The organism is Streptomyces sp. NPDC001941, assembly GCF_040296945.1.
Taxonomy (GTDB): domain Bacteria; phylum Actinomycetota; class Actinomycetes; order Streptomycetales; family Streptomycetaceae; genus Streptomyces.
On the sequence record NZ_JBEOYE010000050.1, the window covers coordinates 20,784 to 36,914 of the forward strand.

The window sequence follows — 16,131 nt, forward strand, 5'->3', positions numbered from 1 at the left end:
CCGAGGAGATCCCGACGTGCGCATCGCTGTCACCGGTTCCATCGCCACCGACCACCTGATGGTCTTCCCCGGCCGGTTCGCGGATCAGCTGATCCCCGACCAGCTCGCTCATGTCTCGCTCTCCTTCCTCGTCGACGAACTCGAGGTCCGCCGGGGCGGGGTGGCGGCCAACGTCGCCTTCGGCCTCGGCGGCCTCGGGCTCCGCCCGCTGCTCGTCGGCGCGGTGGGCAGCGACTTCGCCGAGTACGAGGTCTGGCTCAAGGAGCACGGCGTCGACACCGGCCACGTGCTCGTCTCCACCGAGCGCCAGACCGCCCGCTTCATGTGCATCACCGACGCCGACTCCAACCAGATCGCCTCCTTCTACGCCGGCGCCATGCAGGAGGCCAGGAACATCGACCTCTGGCAGCTGGTCGGCCCCGCCGACGAGCGCCCCGACCTCGTCCTGGTCTGTCCCAACGACCCGGCCGCGATGCTGCGCCACACCGCCGAGTGCCGCGAACTGGGCCTGCCCTTCGCGGCCGACCCCTCCCAGCAGCTCGCCCGCCTGGACGGCGCCGAGGCCCGCGACCTGGTGGACGGCGCCCGCTGGCTGTTCACCAACGAGTACGAGGCCGCGCTGCTCCAGGAGAAGACCGGCTGGGACCGCGCCGACGTGCTGGCCAAGGTCGGCACCTGGGTCACCACCCTGGGCGAGGCGGGCGTACGCGTCGACCGCGAGGGCCACGCGACGGTCACCGTGCCCGCCGTGCCCGACTCCCCGGTCGCCGACCCCACCGGCGTCGGCGACGCCTTCCGCTCCGGGTTCCTGGCCGCCGTCGCCCACGGGCTGCCCCTGGAGGCCGCCGCCCGGCTCGGCTGCGTCGTCGCCTCGCAGGCGCTCGCCGCGGTCGGCTCGCAGTCCTACACGGCCGACCGCACCCGCCTCACCGACGCGGCGGTACGGGCCTACGGCGCGGAGGCCGCGGCCGTCCTCGCCCCGTGCCTGGAGCACCTGTCGTGACCGCGGCGGAAGCCCGGATCGCGGCGCTGCGCGAGGCGTTCGCCACCCGGGTGGTGGTGGCCGACGGCGCGATGGGCACGATGCTCCAGGCGCAGGACCCCTCCCTGGACGACTTCGAGCAGCTCGAAGGCTGCAACGAGATCCTCAACGTCACCCGTCCGGACATCGTGCGCTCGGTGCACGAGGCGTACTTCGCCGTCGGCGTGGACTGCGTGGAGACCAACACCTTCGGGGCGAACCTGGCGGCGCTGGGGGAGTACGACATCCCCGAGCGGGTCTTCGAACTCTCCGAGTCCGGTGCGCGGGTCGCTCGTGAGGTGGCGGACGAGTTCACCGCCTCGACGGGGCAGCAGCGGTGGGTGCTGGGCTCGATGGGGCCGGGCACCAAGCTGCCGACCCTGGGGCACGCCCCGTACCGGGCGCTGCGCGACGCCTACCAGCAGAACGCCGAGGGCCTGATCGCGGGCGGCGCCGACGCGCTGCTGATCGAGACCACCCAGGACCTCCTGCAGACCAAGGCGGCGGTGCTCGGCGCCCACCGGGGCCTCGCGGCCGTCGGGTTCCGGGTGCCGGTCATCGTGTCCGTGACGGTCGAGACGACCGGCACCATGCTGCTCGGCTCGGAAATCGGTGCGGCGCTGACGGCCCTGGAGCCGCTGGACATCGACATGATCGGCCTCAACTGCGCCACCGGACCTGCCGAGATGAGCGAGCACCTGCGCTACCTGGCCAGGAACGCGCGCGTACAGCTCTCGTGCATGCCCAACGCCGGTCTGCCGGTGCTCGGCAAGGACGGTGCGCACTATCCGCTCTCGGCGGGGGAGCTGGCGGACGCGCAGGAGAGCTTCGTCCAGGAGTACGGCCTATCCCTGGTGGGCGGCTGCTGCGGTACGACCCCGGAACACCTCGGGCAGGTCGTCCAGCGGGTCAGGGGCCTGACCCCGCCCGCGCGTGAGCCGCGCCCCGAGGCGGGTGCGGCGTCGCTGTACCAGACGGTGCCGTTCCGGCAGGACACGGCGTACATGGCGATCGGTGAGCGGACGAACGCGAACGGGTCGAAGAAGTTCCGCGAGGCGATGCTGGAGGCCCGCTGGGACGACTGCGTGGAGATGGTGCGGGACCAGATCCGCGAGGGCGCGCACATGCTGGACCTGTGCGTGGACTACGTGGGCCGTGACGGCGTGGCCGACATGGCCGAGCTGGCCGGCCGGTTCGCCACCGCCTCCACGCTGCCGATCGTGCTGGACTCCACCGAGGTCGAGGTCCTGCAGGCCGGTCTGGAGAAGCTCGGCGGGCGCGCCGTCATCAACTCGGTCAACTTCGAGGACGGCGACGGGCCGGAATCGCGGTTCGCCAAGGTCTCGGCGCTCGCCCGCGAGCACGGCGCCGCCCTGATGGCCCTCACCATCGACGAGGAGGGCCAGGCCCGCACCGTCGAGAACAAGGTGGCCATCGCGCAGCGCCTGATCGGCGACCTGACGACCCACTGGGGCATCCGCGAGTCCGACATCCTCATCGACACCCTGACGTTCACCATCTGCACGGGGCAGGAGGAGTCCCGCAAGGACGGCATCAACACCATAGAAGCGATACGGGAGTTGAAGCGCCGCCACCCGGATGTGCAGACCACGCTGGGCCTGTCGAACATCTCCTTCGGCCTCAACCCGGCCGCCCGCATCGTCCTGAACTCGGTCTTCCTGGACGAGTGCGTCAAGGCGGGCCTGGACTCGGCCATCGTGCACGCCTCCAAGATCCTGCCCATCGCACGCCTGGAGGAAGAGCACGTCCAGGTCGCGCTCGACCTGATCTACGACCGCAGGGCCGAGGGATACGACCCGCTCCAGAAGTTCCTCCAGCTCTTCGAGGGCGCCACCGCGAAGTCGCTGAAGGCGGGCAAGGCGGAGGAACTGGCCGCGCTGCCGCTCGAGGAGCGGCTGCAGCGCCGGATCATCGACGGCGAGCGCAACGGCCTGGAGGCCGACCTCCAGGAGGCGCTGGACGGACGTCCGGCCCTGGAGATCGTCAACGACGTCCTGCTCGAAGGCATGAAGGTCGTGGGCGAGCTGTTCGGCTCGGGCCAGATGCAGCTGCCGTTCGTGCTCCAGTCCGCCGAGGTCATGAAGAACGCCGTGGCGTTCCTCGAACCGCACATGGAGAAGTCGGACGCGGAGGGCAAGGGCACCATCGTGCTGGCGACGGTCCGCGGCGACGTGCACGACATCGGCAAGAACCTGGTGGACATCATCCTGTCCAACAACGGCTACAACGTGGTGAACCTGGGGATCAAGCAGCCCGTCTCGGCGATCCTGGAGGCCGCCGAGGAGCACAGGGCCGACGTGATCGGCATGTCGGGCCTGCTGGTGAAGTCCACGGTCATCATGAAGGAGAACCTCCAGGAGCTGAACCAGCGCAAGATGGCCGCGGACTACCCGGTCATCCTCGGTGGCGCGGCCCTGACCCGGGCCTACGTCGAGCAGGACCTGCACGAGATCTACGAGGGCGAGGTGCGCTACGCCCGCGACGCGTTCGAGGGGCTGCGCCTGATGGATGCCCTGATCGCGGTCAAGCGCGGCGTGCCCGGGGCGACCCTGCCCGAACTCAAGCGGCGCCGGGTCACGGCCGCCACGGTGCAGGTCCAGGAGCGCGACGAGGACGTCCCGGCCCGCTCCGACGTCGCCGTGGACAACCCGGTCCCGGAGCCGCCGTTCTGGGGCACCCGCGTGATCAAGGGCATTCCGCTCAAGGACTACGCGTCCTGGCTCGACGAGGGCGCGCTCTTCAAGGGCCAGTGGGGACTGAAGCAGTCGCGCGGCGGGCCGAGCTACGAGGAGCTGGTGGAGACGGAGGGCCGGCCCCGGCTGCGCGGCTGGCTGGACCGCCTGCAGACGGACAACCTGCTGGAGGCGGCCGTGGTGCACGGCTACTTCCGGTGCGTGTCCAAGGGCGATGACCTGATCCTGCTCGACGAGGACGGCTCGGAACTGACCCGCTTCACCTTCCCGCGCCAGCGCCGCGGCCGGTTCCTGTGCCTGGCGGACTTCTTCCGCCCGGAGGAGTCCGGCGAGACGGACGTGGTGGGCCTGCAGGTGGTCACCGCCGGGTCGCGGATCGGCGAGGCCACGGCGAAGCTCTTCGAGGCCGACGCCTACCGCGACTACCTCGAACTGCACGGCCTCTCCGTGCAGTTGGCCGAGGCCCTGGCCGAGTACTGGCACGCCCGGGTCCGCTCCGAGCTGGGCATCGCGGCGGCCGACCCGGCCGACCTGGAGGCGATGTTCCGCACCGAGTACCAGGGCTGCCGCTATTCGCTGGGCTACCCGGCCTGCCCCGACCTGGAGGACCGGGCGAAGATCGCCGAGCTGCTGCGGCCCGAGCGGATCGGGGTCGTACTGTCCGAGGAGTTCCAGCTGCACCCGGAGCAGTCCACGGACGCGATCGTGTTGCACCACCCGGAGGCCAGCTACTTCAACGCCGGAGGCCGCTCATGAGCACCCTGCGCGAGGTCCTGGCGACGGGCGCCCCGACGTACTCCTTCGAGTTCTTCCCGCCGAAGACGGAGGCCGGGACCCGGACGCTGTGGAACGCGATCCGCCGCATCGAGCCGCTGGCCCCGACCTTCGTGTCGGTGACGTACGGCGCGGGCGGCTCGTCCCGCGACCGCACCGTCGAGGTGACCAAGCGGATCGCCGCCGAGACCACCCTGCGCCCGGTGGCGCACCTGACCGCCGTCGGCCACACGGTCGCGGAACTGCGCCACATCGTCGGCCAGTACGCGGACGCGGGCGTCCGGGACGTCCTGGCCCTGCGGGGCGACCCGCCGGGCGACCCCAACGCCCCCTGGGAGAAGCACCCCGAGGGCTTCACCCACGCCCATGAACTGGTCACCCTGGTACGTGAGCTGGGCGACTTCAGCGTGGGCGTGGCGGCCTTCCCCGAGAAGCACCCGCGCTCCCCGGACTGGGACAGCGACATCCGGCACTTCGTCGCCAAGTGCCGGGCGGGCGCGGACTACGCGGTCACGCAGATGTTCTTCCGGGTGGAGGACTACCTGCGGCTGCGGGACCGGGTCGCGGCCGCGGGCTGCGCCACCCCGGTCATCCCCGAGATCATGCCGGCCACCGACGTGCGCCAGATCGCCCGGTTCGCCGAGCTGTCCCACGCGACCTTCCCCGCCGAGCTCGCCGCCCGCCTGGAGGCGGCGCGCGAGGACGCGGCGGAGGGCCGGCGCATCGGGGTGGCGTACGCGACGGAGATGGCGGACCGGCTGCTCGCGGAAGGGGCGCCGGGCCTGCACTACATCACGCTGAACCGCTCGACGGCGACGCTGGAGATCCACGAGAACATCGTGGGCCCCACGCGCGGACCGCTGGGCACCACTTCCCCGAGCACATCGACAAGGAGCGCACATGTCCTCGCAGCCAGCAGCTGACTTCACGGACTACAAGGTCGCGGACATCTCGCTGGCCGCCTTCGGCCGCAAGGAGATCACCCTCGCCGAGCACGAGATGCCCGGCCTGATGTCGATCCGCAAGGAGTACGCGGAGCGGCAGCCGCTGGCCGGCGCGCGGATCACCGGCTCCCTGCACATGACGGTCCAGACGGCGGTCCTGATCGAGACCCTGGTGGCGCTGGGCGCCGAGGTCCGCTGGGTGTCCTGCAACATCTTCTCCACCCAGGACCACGCGGCGGCGGCGATCGCGGCCGCCGGGATCCCGGTCTTCGCCTGGAAGGGCGAGACGCTGGAGGAGTACTGGTGGTGCACCGAGCAGGCCCTGTCGTGGCCCGGCCAGCCGGGCCCGAACATGATCCTGGACGACGGCGGTGACGCCACGCTCCTCGTCCACAAGGGCGTCGAGTACGAGAAGGCGGGCGCGGTCCCTGACCCGTCGACCGCGGACAACGAGGAGTTCCAGGTCATCCTCGAACTGCTCGGCCGCACCGGGCTGAAGTGGTCGGAGGTGGCGTCCGGGATCCGCGGCGTGACCGAGGAGACCACGACGGGCGTGCACCGCCTGTACGAGATGCACAAGGAGGGGGCGCTCCTCTTCCCGGCGATCAACGTGAACGACGCGGTGACGAAGTCGAAGTTCGACAACAAGTACGGCTGCCGCCACTCCCTCGTCGACGGCATCAACCGCGCCACCGACGTCCTGATCGGCGGCAAGACCGTCGTCATCTGCGGTTACGGGGACGTGGGCAAGGGCTCGGCGGAGTCGCTGCGCGGCCAGGGCGCGCGGGTGATCGTGACGGAGATCGACCCCATCTGCGCCCTGCAGGCGGCGATGGACGGCTACCAGGTCACGACGCTGGAGGAGGTCGTCGAGACGGCCGACATCTTCATCACCACGACGGGCAACAAGGACATCATCATGGCGAGCGACATGGCCAGGATGAAGCACCAGGCGATCGTGGGCAACATCGGCCACTTCGACAACGAGATCGACATGGCGGGCCTGGCCAAGACGCCGGGGATCGTCAAGGACGAGGTCAAGCCGCAGGTCCACACCTGGACGTACCCGGACGGCAAGGTCCTGATCGTCCTGTCCGAGGGCCGGCTGCTGAACCTGGGCAACGCGACGGGCCACCCGTCCTTCGTGATGTCGAACTCCTTCGCGGACCAGACCCTGGCCCAGATCGAGCTCTTCACCAAGCCCGAGGAGTACCCGACGGACGTCTACGTGCTCCCCAAGCACCTGGACGAGAAGGTCGCCCGCCTCCACCTGTCGGCCCTGGGCGTCAAGCTGACGGAACTGCGCCCGGAACAGGCGTCGTACATCGGCGTGGACGTCAACGGCCCGTACAAGCCGGACCACTACCGCTACTGACCGCCACCCGCCCCACATCGCACGGAAGGCCGGAACCCCGACGGGTTCCGGCTTTCCGCGTGCGGGCGCGTTGGGCGGCGGGTTGCGTGGGCAGGCATGGCGGGACGCGCACCGGAGGAGGAACAGTGACCGAGAAGCCGTGGGAAGAGCTGCACCGCGAGGGAATGGGGCCGACGCAGGAGGCATTCCTGGACCTGGTCAGGGCGACGACGCACTCCCGCCACTACTGTCCCGAGGTGATCTGGGGCAACCTCCAGACCCCGGACTACGTACGCGCGATGCTGCGCCTGGTGGTCGACTTCCTCGACACCCCGAGGGACATCGAGGCGGGCGTCGCCGCGCGCACGGCGAGGGCCCGGTACATCGGTACCGGAGGCCGCACTTACCACGTGCTGCTGGGCCAGCAGGCGCTGCGCACGAACATCGGTGGCAGGGCGGTGATGCGCGCCCAGCTCGACCACCTGCTGAACTCCTTCGACCTGGAGGGCCTGCGGCTGGGCATCATCCCGGACCGGTCGGAGCGGTGGATCTACCCGGGCAACTCGTTCTCGGTCTTCGACGGTCAGCGGGTGGAAGTGGAGCTGTTCGGCGACTACCCAACGCAGACGGACCCCGGGCAACTGGCCTCGTACGAGAAGGCGTTCAGCCTCCTCGCGCGCTCGGCCGTGTACGGCGTGGAGGCGGAGGACCTGGTCCGCGCGGAATCGCGGGCCCTGGGGTAGCCGCGCCGCCGCTCAGCCGGCGGCGTCGACCGCCCCCGCCGCCACCAGCAGCTCCACCGTCCCGTCGTGTGGGCCGCGGGCGGCCCACTGGAGGGGGGTGAGGCCCGTGCCGGCGTCCTCGGGGAGGTTGGGGTCGGCGCCGTGGGACAGCAGGGCGCGGACCGCGCTCTCGTGGCCCCAGCAGGCCGCCGCGCACAGCGGCGTGCCCTCGGCGCCGAGGCCGTGGCTCTCGGTGTCGGGGGCGGCCCCGAGCTCCAGGAGCAGGCGTACGACTCCGCCGTTGCCCTGCACGGCGGCCTGGTACAGCGGTGTGGTGCCGTCGGCGTAGGGGCCGTGCGGGTCGGCTCCGGCCCGCAGCGCGGCGCGCACGGCGGGGACGCTGCCGCCGAGGACGGCCCCGTAGAGGCGGTGGTCGAGCTTCTTGCGGCGGCGTCGGGTGGTCATGGCGGGGGAGGTTACTAGGCGCGTCGTGCGTTCGGTACTCGGTTTTCCCACGGCGACACCGGGGCGGGCGCCAGGCCCGCTGCGGGCTCCGGCGATCCGCCTGTTCACGGAGTGACCCGCTCGTTCATGTGCTCCACGGCCGCGTCCGGGTCGGTGATGCCGGTGACGATCACCGCGATTCTCTCCGCGACCTGGGGGGCGCTGATCGCTTGCAGGGCGTTCGCGACTTCCTGCGCTTTCGCATAGATCCCGAGATAGCGATCCTGAACGTGGTCGTAGACGTTGACGATCTCCCGGGAGAGCGTCTGGAACATCGGGTCGAACTCGTGGTCCTCGTGCAGCAGGAGGAACAAGTGGGCCAGCTCATTGGCGTTCAGGGAGGAGGCCAGGGCCCACAGCATCTCCCCATCGATCTCGTCGGGCCGGCAGCCGCCGGTGAGGTACTCAAGAGCTTGCCCGGCTCGTCCGTACTGCCAGCTGAGACCGATCCTGATCCGTCGTGTGGTCGGGTCCTCCAGGGCTCGGTCGGCCGGGGTGTCCTCCGCGGACTCGTCCGCCCCGCGTTCCTCCGCCTCGGCGAGCCTTTGGTCCAGTTCCTCGCAGCGTCGTTCTGCGATCCGCTTCTCTTCCTGAGTCCTTCGCAGGTCCTCCTGCAGGACTCGAAGCTCGTCCTGTTGTTCCGCGTAAGCCGCTTGGAGGGCGTCGATCTGCTCCTGCAGACGGCGGCGTTCCTCACGTGTACGGCCGTGGTCCTGGACGTTCTCCATGATGAGCGCCTGCTTGTCGGCCTCCAGCTGGCCGATCCTCTCGACCTGGTCGCCGATGTGGGCGTTCAGTGCAGTTTCGCGTAGTTTTAGTGACCGCAGCTCTCTTTCTCCGGCCGCAAGTTCATCGCGAGCGACGTGGACCTCGTAGGCCATGGGGTGCTTCAGCATCAGCGCGACCCGGTGGGCGTCGTGAATCCGCTGCCATGATTCGCGGGTGATCGGGACGCCGCGCTCGTGCGCCACTTCCTCGAAGATCCCGAGCACGACGTTCCAGTCGGGTACCTGACTGGCGCTCAGATACCTGGAGAGAGTGCCCTTGTTCATGTGAAGGCGCTGGGCCAGCCTGTTCTGGCTGATCTCCAAACCACCCACGAGCGTGCGTAGTTCGACAGCCAGTGCATCGCAAGCGGCTTCGACTTCCCGCCGGTGCTGCTGCCGGCGCAGTCGTTCGGAATCGGCCCGGGCACGTGTCTGCTGGACTGCGGCAGCCCGCCGTTCGACTTCCGCTCCGGGACGATCGCTTCCGTCGTTCACGCGCCCCCCCACGACGTGTTGCACGGGTCGGCAACACCGGCTCGCGGTGTTGCCCTCTGGCAACACTCTTACCCACCTCGACCCTGAAGGTCCGCCGGAAAGTGCCGATGGGCACCGGAATCGAGGAGGACGGACCGTGGACGGTCGTATGGACGTCAGTGCCCTGGTGTTGTTGTTGACAGGAGCCGGTGCCACCTACGTGGCCTTCCTCCACCCCGCCTTCGGAGTCGCGCTGCTCGTGGGGATCGCGGTGGTCAGCGTGCTCTGCCTACTGCTGCAGCGGCGTTGACTCCTGGCGCTGGACGGCGGCGGGGCCCGGACCAGGAGGTCCGGGCCCCGCCGCCGTCCGGTGCGCCGTCACACCGGCAGCGACGCCCTGTCCAGCTTTCCGTGCGGGGTCAGGGGGAGGCGGGGCAGGTGGTGGATCACCTGGGGGACCATGTGCGGCGGGAGCTCCGCCGAGAGGGACGCGCGGATCTCGCGGGACGACGCCGTCTCCGGGTCGCCCACCACGTACGCCGTCAGCGCGCCCGTCTCCGCGGGCACCGCGCAGGCCGCCGCGCTGACGCCCGGCAGGGTGCGCAGTACGGACTCCACCTCGCCCAGCTCGATGCGGAAGCCCCGCACCTTCACCTGGCCGTCCCGGCGGCCGATGTAGTGCAGGGCGCCGTCCTCGTCCGCCACCGCCCAGTCGCCGCTGCGGTACTCCCCGTCCACGAAGCGCGCCGCGGTCAGCTCCGGGCGGTTCAGGTAGCCGTACGCGACCCCCGCGCCGCCCACCCAGACCTCGCCCGGCTCGCCCGGGCCCACCTCGGTGCCGTCCTCGTCCCGCAGCGTGAGCGTGAGGTGCGGCAGCGGACGGCCGACGGGGGTGTGCGGGGAGGCCAGCGTCTCGGGCGTGAGCTCGCAGAACGTCACGTGGACCGTCGTCTCGGTGATCCCGTACATGTTCACCAGCGCCGCGTTCGGCGCCAGTTGCCGCTCCCACCAGGTGCGGATGTCGTCGGGGACCAGGGCCTCCCCGCCGAACACCACCCGGCGCAGCGCCGGGAAGCGCATCCGCTCCGCCACCGCCTCGGCCGTGAGGTTGCTGAAGGCCGACGGCACCTGGTTGAGCACCGTCACCCCGCGCTCCGCGACCAGCCGCGCGAACTCCAGCGGGTCGGTCGCCGCCTCCCGGTCGACCACCGTCAGCTGCCCGCCGTACAGCAGCGGGCCCCACAGCTCCCACACGCTGAAGTCGAAGCTCAGCGAGTGGAACAGCGTCCAGACGTCCTCGGGCCCGGTGTCCAGGATCGGGATCGTGGAGTCGAGCAGGGCGAGGACCTGGGAGTGGCCGACCACGCAGCCCTTCGGCAACCCCGTGGAGCCCGAGGTGTAGATCACGTACGCCGCGTCCTCCGGCAGCACCACGGTCGCCGTCGCCGTCGGCCGCGTCGCCAGGACGAACGGGCCCGCCTTCGCGATCGGCACCTCGTCCGCGAGCAGCCCCGAGTCGGAGAGCACCAGGTCCGCGCCCGAGTCGGAGAGCAGGAACTCCTGGCGCGCCGCCGGGTAGTGCGGGTCCACCGGCAGGTAGGCCGCGCCGGAGCGCAGGATGCCCAGGACGCCGCCCGGCGCGTACCGGCCGCGGGACGCGCGCAGCGCCACGAGCCGGCCCGGGCCCGTGCGGCCCTCCAGGCGGCGGGCTATCTCGTCGGCCATCCACTCCAGTTCGAGGTACGTCACCTTCCCCTCGGCGTCCCAGGTGGCGGTGCGCGCCGCGTTGCGGGACGCCGTGGCCGCGAACCGGGTGTCGATGCGGTCGGCGGGGCGGGCCAGGCCGATCGCGCCGAGCAGCGCGTCGACCTCGCCGGCCAGCCGGTCCAGTTCTGGCAGCCGGTCGTCGCCGGTGCCGATGTGGGCGTTCATCGGGTCCTCCCTCGGGTCCCTCTCGGAGTGCTGGCGGGCGTCCCGTCCACGCTGTTCACGCGACGCCCTCCAGTACGGCCGCCGGCACCGCCGCGGCCTCGGACGCCAGGGCGTGGACCAGGTAGCTGGCCACGTCCCCGGGCGTGGTACCTCGGCCGAAGATCCGGTCGGCGCCCAGGGACGCCGCCGTAGAAGCGTCGAACCGTGGGCCGCCGACGACGAGCAGCGGACGCTCGTCCTCGGCGAACTCGGCACGCAACTCGGCGCTCAGTTCTCGTACGTTGGTCAGGTGCGCGTCGCGCTGGGTCACCGCCTGGGAGACCAGCACCGCGTCCGCCCGTTCGGCGCGCGCCCGGCGCACCAGGTCGCCGACCGCGACCTGCGCGCCCAGGTTGAGCACGCGCATCTTCTTGTAGTACTCCAGGCCCTTCTCGCCCGCGAAGCCCTTGATGTTGAGGATCGCGTCGATGCCGACGGTGTGCGCGTCGGTGCCGATGCAGGCGCCCAGGACGACCAGCGGACGGCCGAGCCGCACGTCGATGGCCGCGTCGCACTCCTTGGCCGACAGCAGGGGGTAGTCCCGCTCGGCCACCTCGACCTCGGACAGCTCCACGGCGTGGGTCACCGCGCCGTACACGACGAAGAAGCTGAAGTCGGTGCCCCCGACGGCCTTGCTGTGCACCAGGAGGGGGCGGTCCATGCCCATGCGGCGGGCGAGCTGGAGGGCCGCGCCCTCGGCGCGCGGGCCGAGCGGCAGGGGGAGCGTGAAGGACAGCTGCACCATGCCGTCGCCGGTGGTGTCGCCGTACGGGCGGACGGTCCCCGTGGTGGGTTCAGTGCTGCTCATCGGCCTGGTCTCCTTCCAGGATGTCGGCGGCCGGGTTGCGGTAACCGGGGGCGCGGGCCACGACGCCGTCGGCCCCGCGCCCGCCGTCGGCGGGACGCTTCATCCCGCCGAAGGTGCCGCGTCCGATGGCCTCCAGGAGGCCCTCGTCGCAGAGCTGTCCGAGCAGGTCGACGGCCTCGTCGAGGACCTGGTGGGCGCGGCGGACGATGAAGCCGTCGGGGGCCGGGCGGAAGTCCTCGGCCAGCGAGCCGGCGGCGCCCAGGACGTAGCGCACGTTCTGCAGGGCCAGGTCGCGGTCGGACAGGAAGGGGGTGACGACGGCCTCGGTCATCATGCCGACCAGCAGGATGGACTGGCCGGTGAGCGCGCCCGCCAGGTTGAAGAACCCGTTGAGCAGGTAGCCGCGGAAGACGTCGCCGGTCATGTGCCGGGTCGGCGGCATCCACTTCAGCGGCGCGTCCGGGAACACCTCGCGGGCCAGCAGCGCGTGCGCGAGCTCCATGCGGAACGACTCGGGGCGGTCCGGGTCGATCTCGAAGGCGTGGCCCAGGCCCAGCTGCCCGTCGGGCAGCCCGGCCTCCTTGGCGAAGTACTCGTTGAGCAGCTGGCTCGCGGTCACCGTGTGCGCGGCGTCGACGGCGTCGGCGGTGGTGAGGTAGTTGTCCTCGCCGGTGTTGATGAGGATGCCCGCGCGGGCGTGCAGCTGGCGGGAGAAGCGCTGGTCGACGAAGGTGCGCACCGGGTTGATGTCGCGGAAGAGGATCCCGTACATCGAGTCGTTGAGCATCATGTCGAGCCGTTCCAGGCCCGCGAGCGCGGCGATCTCGGGCATGCACAGTCCGGACGCGTAGTTGGTCAGGCGTACGTAGCGGCCGAGTTCGGCGGAGACCTCGTCGAGGGCGGCGCGCATCAGGCGGAAGTTCTCGCGGGTCGCGTACGTCCCCGCGTACCCCTCGCGGGTGGCGCCCTCGGGCACGTAGTCGAGCAGCGACTGGCCCGTGGAGCGGATGACGGCGATCACGTCGGCGCCGCCGCGCGCCGCGGCCTGGGCCTGGCGGATGTCCTCGTAGATGTCGCCGGTGGCCACGATCAGGTAGATCCAGGGCGCGGGTGGATCGCCCAACAGGCCCGCGAGGCGGTCCCGTTCGGCCCGGCGCGCGTCGATCGTCGCGATGCCCCCGGCCACCGCGGCGCGGGCCGCGCCCAGGGCCGTGCGCGCCTCGGACCCGGCGGGGACCCGGAACGGCACGGTGCGCGCCGCGGCCCGGGCGGCCAGGTCGGTGAGGCCGCGGTACTCCCCGCTGCCGAGCGCGTCCCACACGGGCAGGCACACCCCGTGCTCCAGGCCCACGGTGTCGGCGACCGCGTCGACGAGCCGGTTGACCCAGGGGATGCCCTCGCTGTCAGCGCCGTCGAGCCCGGCGAGGCGCAGCGTGGCCCGCTCCACCGCGACCGTGGTGTGCGAGCGGGCCAGGTCCACGACGGGCCGCCCGGCGCGGGCGGCGAGGGCGCGGGCGCGGGCGACGGTGCGCGGGTCCAGGCCCAGCTTGGGCTCCGGGCGCGGTACGGGCGAGGCCGTGGCGGGCGCCCCGGCGAGCAGCGGTGTCATCGGGCCCCCCGGTGCGCTCCGGCGCGCTCGAACAGGGCGCGCACGCCCGGGACCCCGCGCACCAGCTCCAGGGCCGCCGCGCTGTGCCCCGGCTGGTAGCCGTTGCCGATCAGCATGGTCACGTCGCGGGCGAGGCCCTCGGCGCCCAGGGCCGCGGCGCTGAAGGAGGTCGCCATGGAGAAGAACACCACCGTGCCGCCGTCCCGGGTCGCCAGGATCGCCGCGTGCTCGCAGCCGGCCACGTCGGTGCAGACCACGGTGACGTCCGCCTCGTCCACCAGGGCGGCCAGGGCGACCGCGTCGCGCGCGTCGGCCCGCACGACCTCGTCCGCGAGGCCGGCGGCGGCCAGGGCGGCCTCCTCGGCCGCGTCGGGCACCACGCCGGTCAGCCGGGCGGCGCCCGCGCGGCGGGCGGCGGCCAGCGACAGCGAGCCGGACTTGCCGGAGGCGCCCAGGACCAGGACGGACGGGGAGGCGTAGGAGGAGACGACCCGGGTGGTCAGCGCCGGGGCGCCGCACACGTCGAACACCGAGAGGGCCAGCTCCTCCGGCAGGTCCTCGGGCAGCACGGCCGCGATGGAGCGCCCGAAGAGGATCGCGTGGCCGCGCGCGGGGACCCGCTCGGACCGGCCGTCCCAGTCGCGCAGCCCGTCGGTGATCTCCAGCGGGGTCAGGGTGAGCGACACCAGGGTGGCGACGCGCATCCCCGCGCGCAGCCCGAGCGGGGAGTCGGGTCCGGCTTCGGCGACGGTGCCGATGAGCATGCCGCCGGAGCCGGTCACCGGGTTGTGGACCTTGCCCCGTTCGCGTACGAGCGCGAGGACCGCGTCCCGTACCGCCGCGCCGTCCCCGTCGTGCGCCTCGCGCAGCTGGCGGAAGGACGCGGCGTCCAGGTTGAGGCGGCTGACGTCCACCCGCACCTCGTCCGGCGCCAGGCGCGGGTCGGTGTCCAGGCGCAGCGCGGCCTGCGGCAGCACCCCGTGCGGGGCGCGCACCCGGTGCAGCCCCAGCGGGGAGGCGGTGGTGGTGCTCACGCCGGGCCGCCGATCAGGGTGCGGGCGCTGGTCCACCACTTCTGGCCCTGCTCGGGCAGGGTGTGGACCGGGTCGTAGTAGTGGTGCACCTGGTCCAGGGCGGCGGGGTCGGTGTGGTCGACGGTGGTGCGGTAGTTCTTGGTCCACGACGAGATGCCGCGGGTGCGGTCGTAGCCGTCCACCTGGTCCACCCAGCGCTTGCCGACGTAGGGCACGTCGCACACCAGGCGCGGGGTGGCGAAGCCGGGCAGGTAGCCCATGATGGAGCGCTGCAGCGCCTGGGCGCGGTGCAGCGGGAGCCGCCAGTGCTCGGCGCCGGGGATCATGTCGCAGAGGTAGAAGTAGTACGGCATGACGCCGGCTGAGTCGAGCAGTGCGAAGCACAGGTCGAGCAGGGCCTCGGGGGTGGAGTTCACGCCGTCGAGCAGGACGCCCTGGTTGCGCACGTCGCGCAGGCCCGCCGCGAGCAGCGCCCGGGACGCCTCGGCGACCAGCGGGGTGACCTGCTGGGCGGCGTTGGCGTGGGTGTGCAGGGCGAGCGACACCCCGCGGGCGCGCGCCTTGGCCGACAAGTCCGCTATGCCGTCGAGGACTTGGGGCGCGAGCCAGTGCTGGGGCAGTCCGACCAGGCCCTTGGAGGCGAGCCGGATGTCGCGCACCGAGTCCAGCTCCAGGAGCCGGTCGACGAAGGAGGCCAGGCGCGGCCAGGGCACGTTGGCCACGTCGCCGCCGGAGACCACCACGTCCCGCACGGCCGGGGTGGCCCGCAGGTAGTCGATCATGCGGTCGAGCCGGTCCGCCGGGCGGAGCACGAAGCGGTACTTGGTGACCTGCGCCGTCGAGGTGCCGACCAGGTCCATCCGGGTGCAGTGGCCGCAGTACTGCGGGCAGGTGGTGACCAGCTCGGCCAGCACCTTGGTGGGGTAGCGGTGGGTGAGGCCCTCCACCGCCCACATCTCCGCCTCGTGCAGCGAGTCGCGCGAGGCCATCGGGTGGTCGGGCCAGAGCGGGTGCCGGTCGGAGGCGACCGGCAGCATGTAGCGCCGCACCGGGTCGTCGTACCAGGCGGTCGTCTCCAACTCGCCGTACGGCGCGATGGTGTTGAGGACGTGCGGCGGCAGCAGGATGGACATGGTGGCGTGGTCGCGCTGGTCGGACTCCAGGTCGGCGTAGAACACCTCGCCGAGCGCGCCGCCGGTCACCTCGTGCAGCTGGCGGACGTTCTTGACGCAGTGGGCGCGCTGCCACTGGGCGTCGCGCCACTGGGCCTCGGTCACGTCCCGCCAGCCGGGGAACCGCCGCCACTCCGGCTCCACGGCCTCGTGGCGGCGGTAGGCGTACGGCTGGGGGAGGGGCTCGGCGGCCGTGTCCTCGGAACGGGTCTCGGCGCGCAGGGAACGGGACACCATGCTCCTCGTGGTCTTCCGTGGGTGGC

13 protein-coding genes are annotated in these 16,131 nt (G+C 71.8%); 6 read left to right on the plus strand and 7 right to left on the minus strand.

From position 1 onward, the window contains the following. Positions 1 to 16: 16 nt before the first annotated feature. From ABT160_RS28765 to ABT160_RS28785, 5 genes are all read left to right on the plus strand, one after another. Complete coding sequence (locus tag ABT160_RS28765) at positions 17 to 1,003, plus strand: carbohydrate kinase family protein (RefSeq protein ID WP_351650771.1); 987 nt, start codon at positions 17 to 19, stop codon at positions 1,001 to 1,003. Next, positions 1,000 to 4,491, plus strand: a complete 3,492-nt coding sequence (gene metH / locus ABT160_RS28770; protein WP_351650772.1) for a methionine synthase — start codon at positions 1,000 to 1,002, stop codon at positions 4,489 to 4,491. The genes ABT160_RS28765 and metH overlap by 4 nt, the downstream gene beginning before the upstream one ends. Then, on the plus strand, positions 4,488 to 5,432 hold the full coding sequence (metF, locus tag ABT160_RS28775; RefSeq protein WP_351650774.1) for a methylenetetrahydrofolate reductase [NAD(P)H]: 945 nt from the start codon (positions 4,488 to 4,490) through the stop codon (positions 5,430 to 5,432). Before metH ends, metF begins: the two co-directional genes overlap by 4 nt. Further along, positions 5,410 to 6,828 (plus strand): adenosylhomocysteinase, encoded by a 1,419-nt coding sequence (ahcY, locus tag ABT160_RS28780; protein ID WP_351650775.1) that lies wholly within the window; start codon positions 5,410 to 5,412, stop codon positions 6,826 to 6,828. Before metF ends, ahcY begins: the two co-directional genes overlap by 23 nt. Positions 6,829 to 6,953: 125 nt before the next feature. Next, the gene (locus tag ABT160_RS28785) at positions 6,954 to 7,550 is read left to right on the plus strand and encodes a DUF5753 domain-containing protein (protein ID WP_351650776.1); all 597 of its coding nucleotides are present in this window, start codon (positions 6,954 to 6,956) and stop codon (positions 7,548 to 7,550) included. A gap of 12 nt (positions 7,551 to 7,562) precedes the next feature. On the opposite strand, the gene ABT160_RS28790 is transcribed toward ABT160_RS28785, so the two are convergent. Both ABT160_RS28790 and ABT160_RS28795 read right to left on the minus strand, forming a co-directional pair. Then, entirely contained in the window at positions 7,563 to 7,994 is a 432-nt protein-coding gene (locus ABT160_RS28790; RefSeq protein WP_351650777.1) for an ankyrin repeat domain-containing protein, read from the minus strand. Positions 7,995 to 8,098: 104 nt separating this feature from the next. Beyond that, positions 8,099 to 9,295 (minus strand): helix-turn-helix domain-containing protein, encoded by a 1,197-nt coding sequence (locus tag ABT160_RS28795; RefSeq protein ID WP_351650778.1) that lies wholly within the window; start codon positions 9,293 to 9,295, stop codon positions 8,099 to 8,101. Between the two features lie 136 nt (positions 9,296 to 9,431). On the opposite strand from ABT160_RS28795, the gene ABT160_RS28800 reads away from it, so the two are divergent. Then, positions 9,432 to 9,584 (plus strand): hypothetical protein, encoded by a 153-nt coding sequence (locus ABT160_RS28800; protein WP_351650779.1) that lies wholly within the window; start codon positions 9,432 to 9,434, stop codon positions 9,582 to 9,584. 68 nt (positions 9,585 to 9,652) lie between these two features. Here ABT160_RS28800 and ABT160_RS28805 read toward each other — a convergent pair whose 3' ends face one another. The 5 genes from ABT160_RS28805 to ABT160_RS28825 are packed head-to-tail and all read right to left on the minus strand — an operon-like array spanning position 9,653 to position 16,105. After that, positions 9,653 to 11,206 carry an amino acid adenylation domain-containing protein gene (locus ABT160_RS28805; protein ID WP_351650780.1) on the minus strand — a complete coding sequence of 518 codons (1,554 nt, stop codon included), beginning with the start codon at positions 11,204 to 11,206 and terminating at the stop codon, positions 9,653 to 9,655. A gap of 55 nt (positions 11,207 to 11,261) precedes the next feature. Beyond that, positions 11,262 to 12,053 (minus strand): lysine 5,6-aminomutase subunit beta, encoded by a 792-nt coding sequence (gene kamE / locus ABT160_RS28810; protein WP_351650781.1) that lies wholly within the window; start codon positions 12,051 to 12,053, stop codon positions 11,262 to 11,264. Further along, positions 12,040 to 13,662, minus strand: coding sequence for a lysine 5,6-aminomutase subunit alpha (kamD, locus tag ABT160_RS28815; protein ID WP_351650782.1), 1,623 nt, complete (start codon positions 13,660 to 13,662; stop codon positions 12,040 to 12,042). The genes kamE and kamD overlap by 14 nt, the downstream gene beginning before the upstream one ends. After that, positions 13,659 to 14,696, minus strand: a complete 1,038-nt coding sequence (kdd, locus tag ABT160_RS28820; RefSeq protein ID WP_351650783.1) for an L-erythro-3,5-diaminohexanoate dehydrogenase — start codon at positions 14,694 to 14,696, stop codon at positions 13,659 to 13,661. Before kdd ends, kamD begins: the two co-directional genes overlap by 4 nt. Then, positions 14,693 to 16,105 carry a KamA family radical SAM protein gene (locus ABT160_RS28825; protein ID WP_351650784.1) on the minus strand — a complete coding sequence of 471 codons (1,413 nt, stop codon included), beginning with the start codon at positions 16,103 to 16,105 and terminating at the stop codon, positions 14,693 to 14,695. The genes kdd and ABT160_RS28825 overlap by 4 nt, the downstream gene beginning before the upstream one ends. Between the last annotated feature and the right edge of the window lie 26 nt (positions 16,106 to 16,131).

Excerpts from the sequence above, each read along its gene's own strand:
- metF (WP_351650774.1), top strand. The coding sequence starts at position 4,488 with ATGAGCACCCTGCGCGAGGTCCTGGCGACGGGCGCCCCGACGTACTCC.
- ahcY (WP_351650775.1), top strand. The coding sequence starts at position 5,410 with ATGTCCTCGCAGCCAGCAGCTGACTTCACGGACTACAAGGTCGCGGAC.
- ABT160_RS28790 (WP_351650777.1), bottom strand. The coding sequence starts at position 7,994 with ATGACCACCCGACGCCGCCGCAAGAAGCTCGACCACCGCCTCTACGGG.
- ABT160_RS28805 (WP_351650780.1), bottom strand. The coding sequence starts at position 11,206 with ATGAACGCCCACATCGGCACCGGCGACGACCGGCTGCCAGAACTGGAC.
- kamE (WP_351650781.1), bottom strand. The coding sequence starts at position 12,053 with ATGAGCAGCACTGAACCCACCACGGGGACCGTCCGCCCGTACGGCGAC.
- kamD (WP_351650782.1), bottom strand. The coding sequence starts at position 13,662 with ATGACACCGCTGCTCGCCGGGGCGCCCGCCACGGCCTCGCCCGTACCG.
- ABT160_RS28825 (WP_351650784.1), bottom strand. The coding sequence starts at position 16,105 with ATGGTGTCCCGTTCCCTGCGCGCCGAGACCCGTTCCGAGGACACGGCC.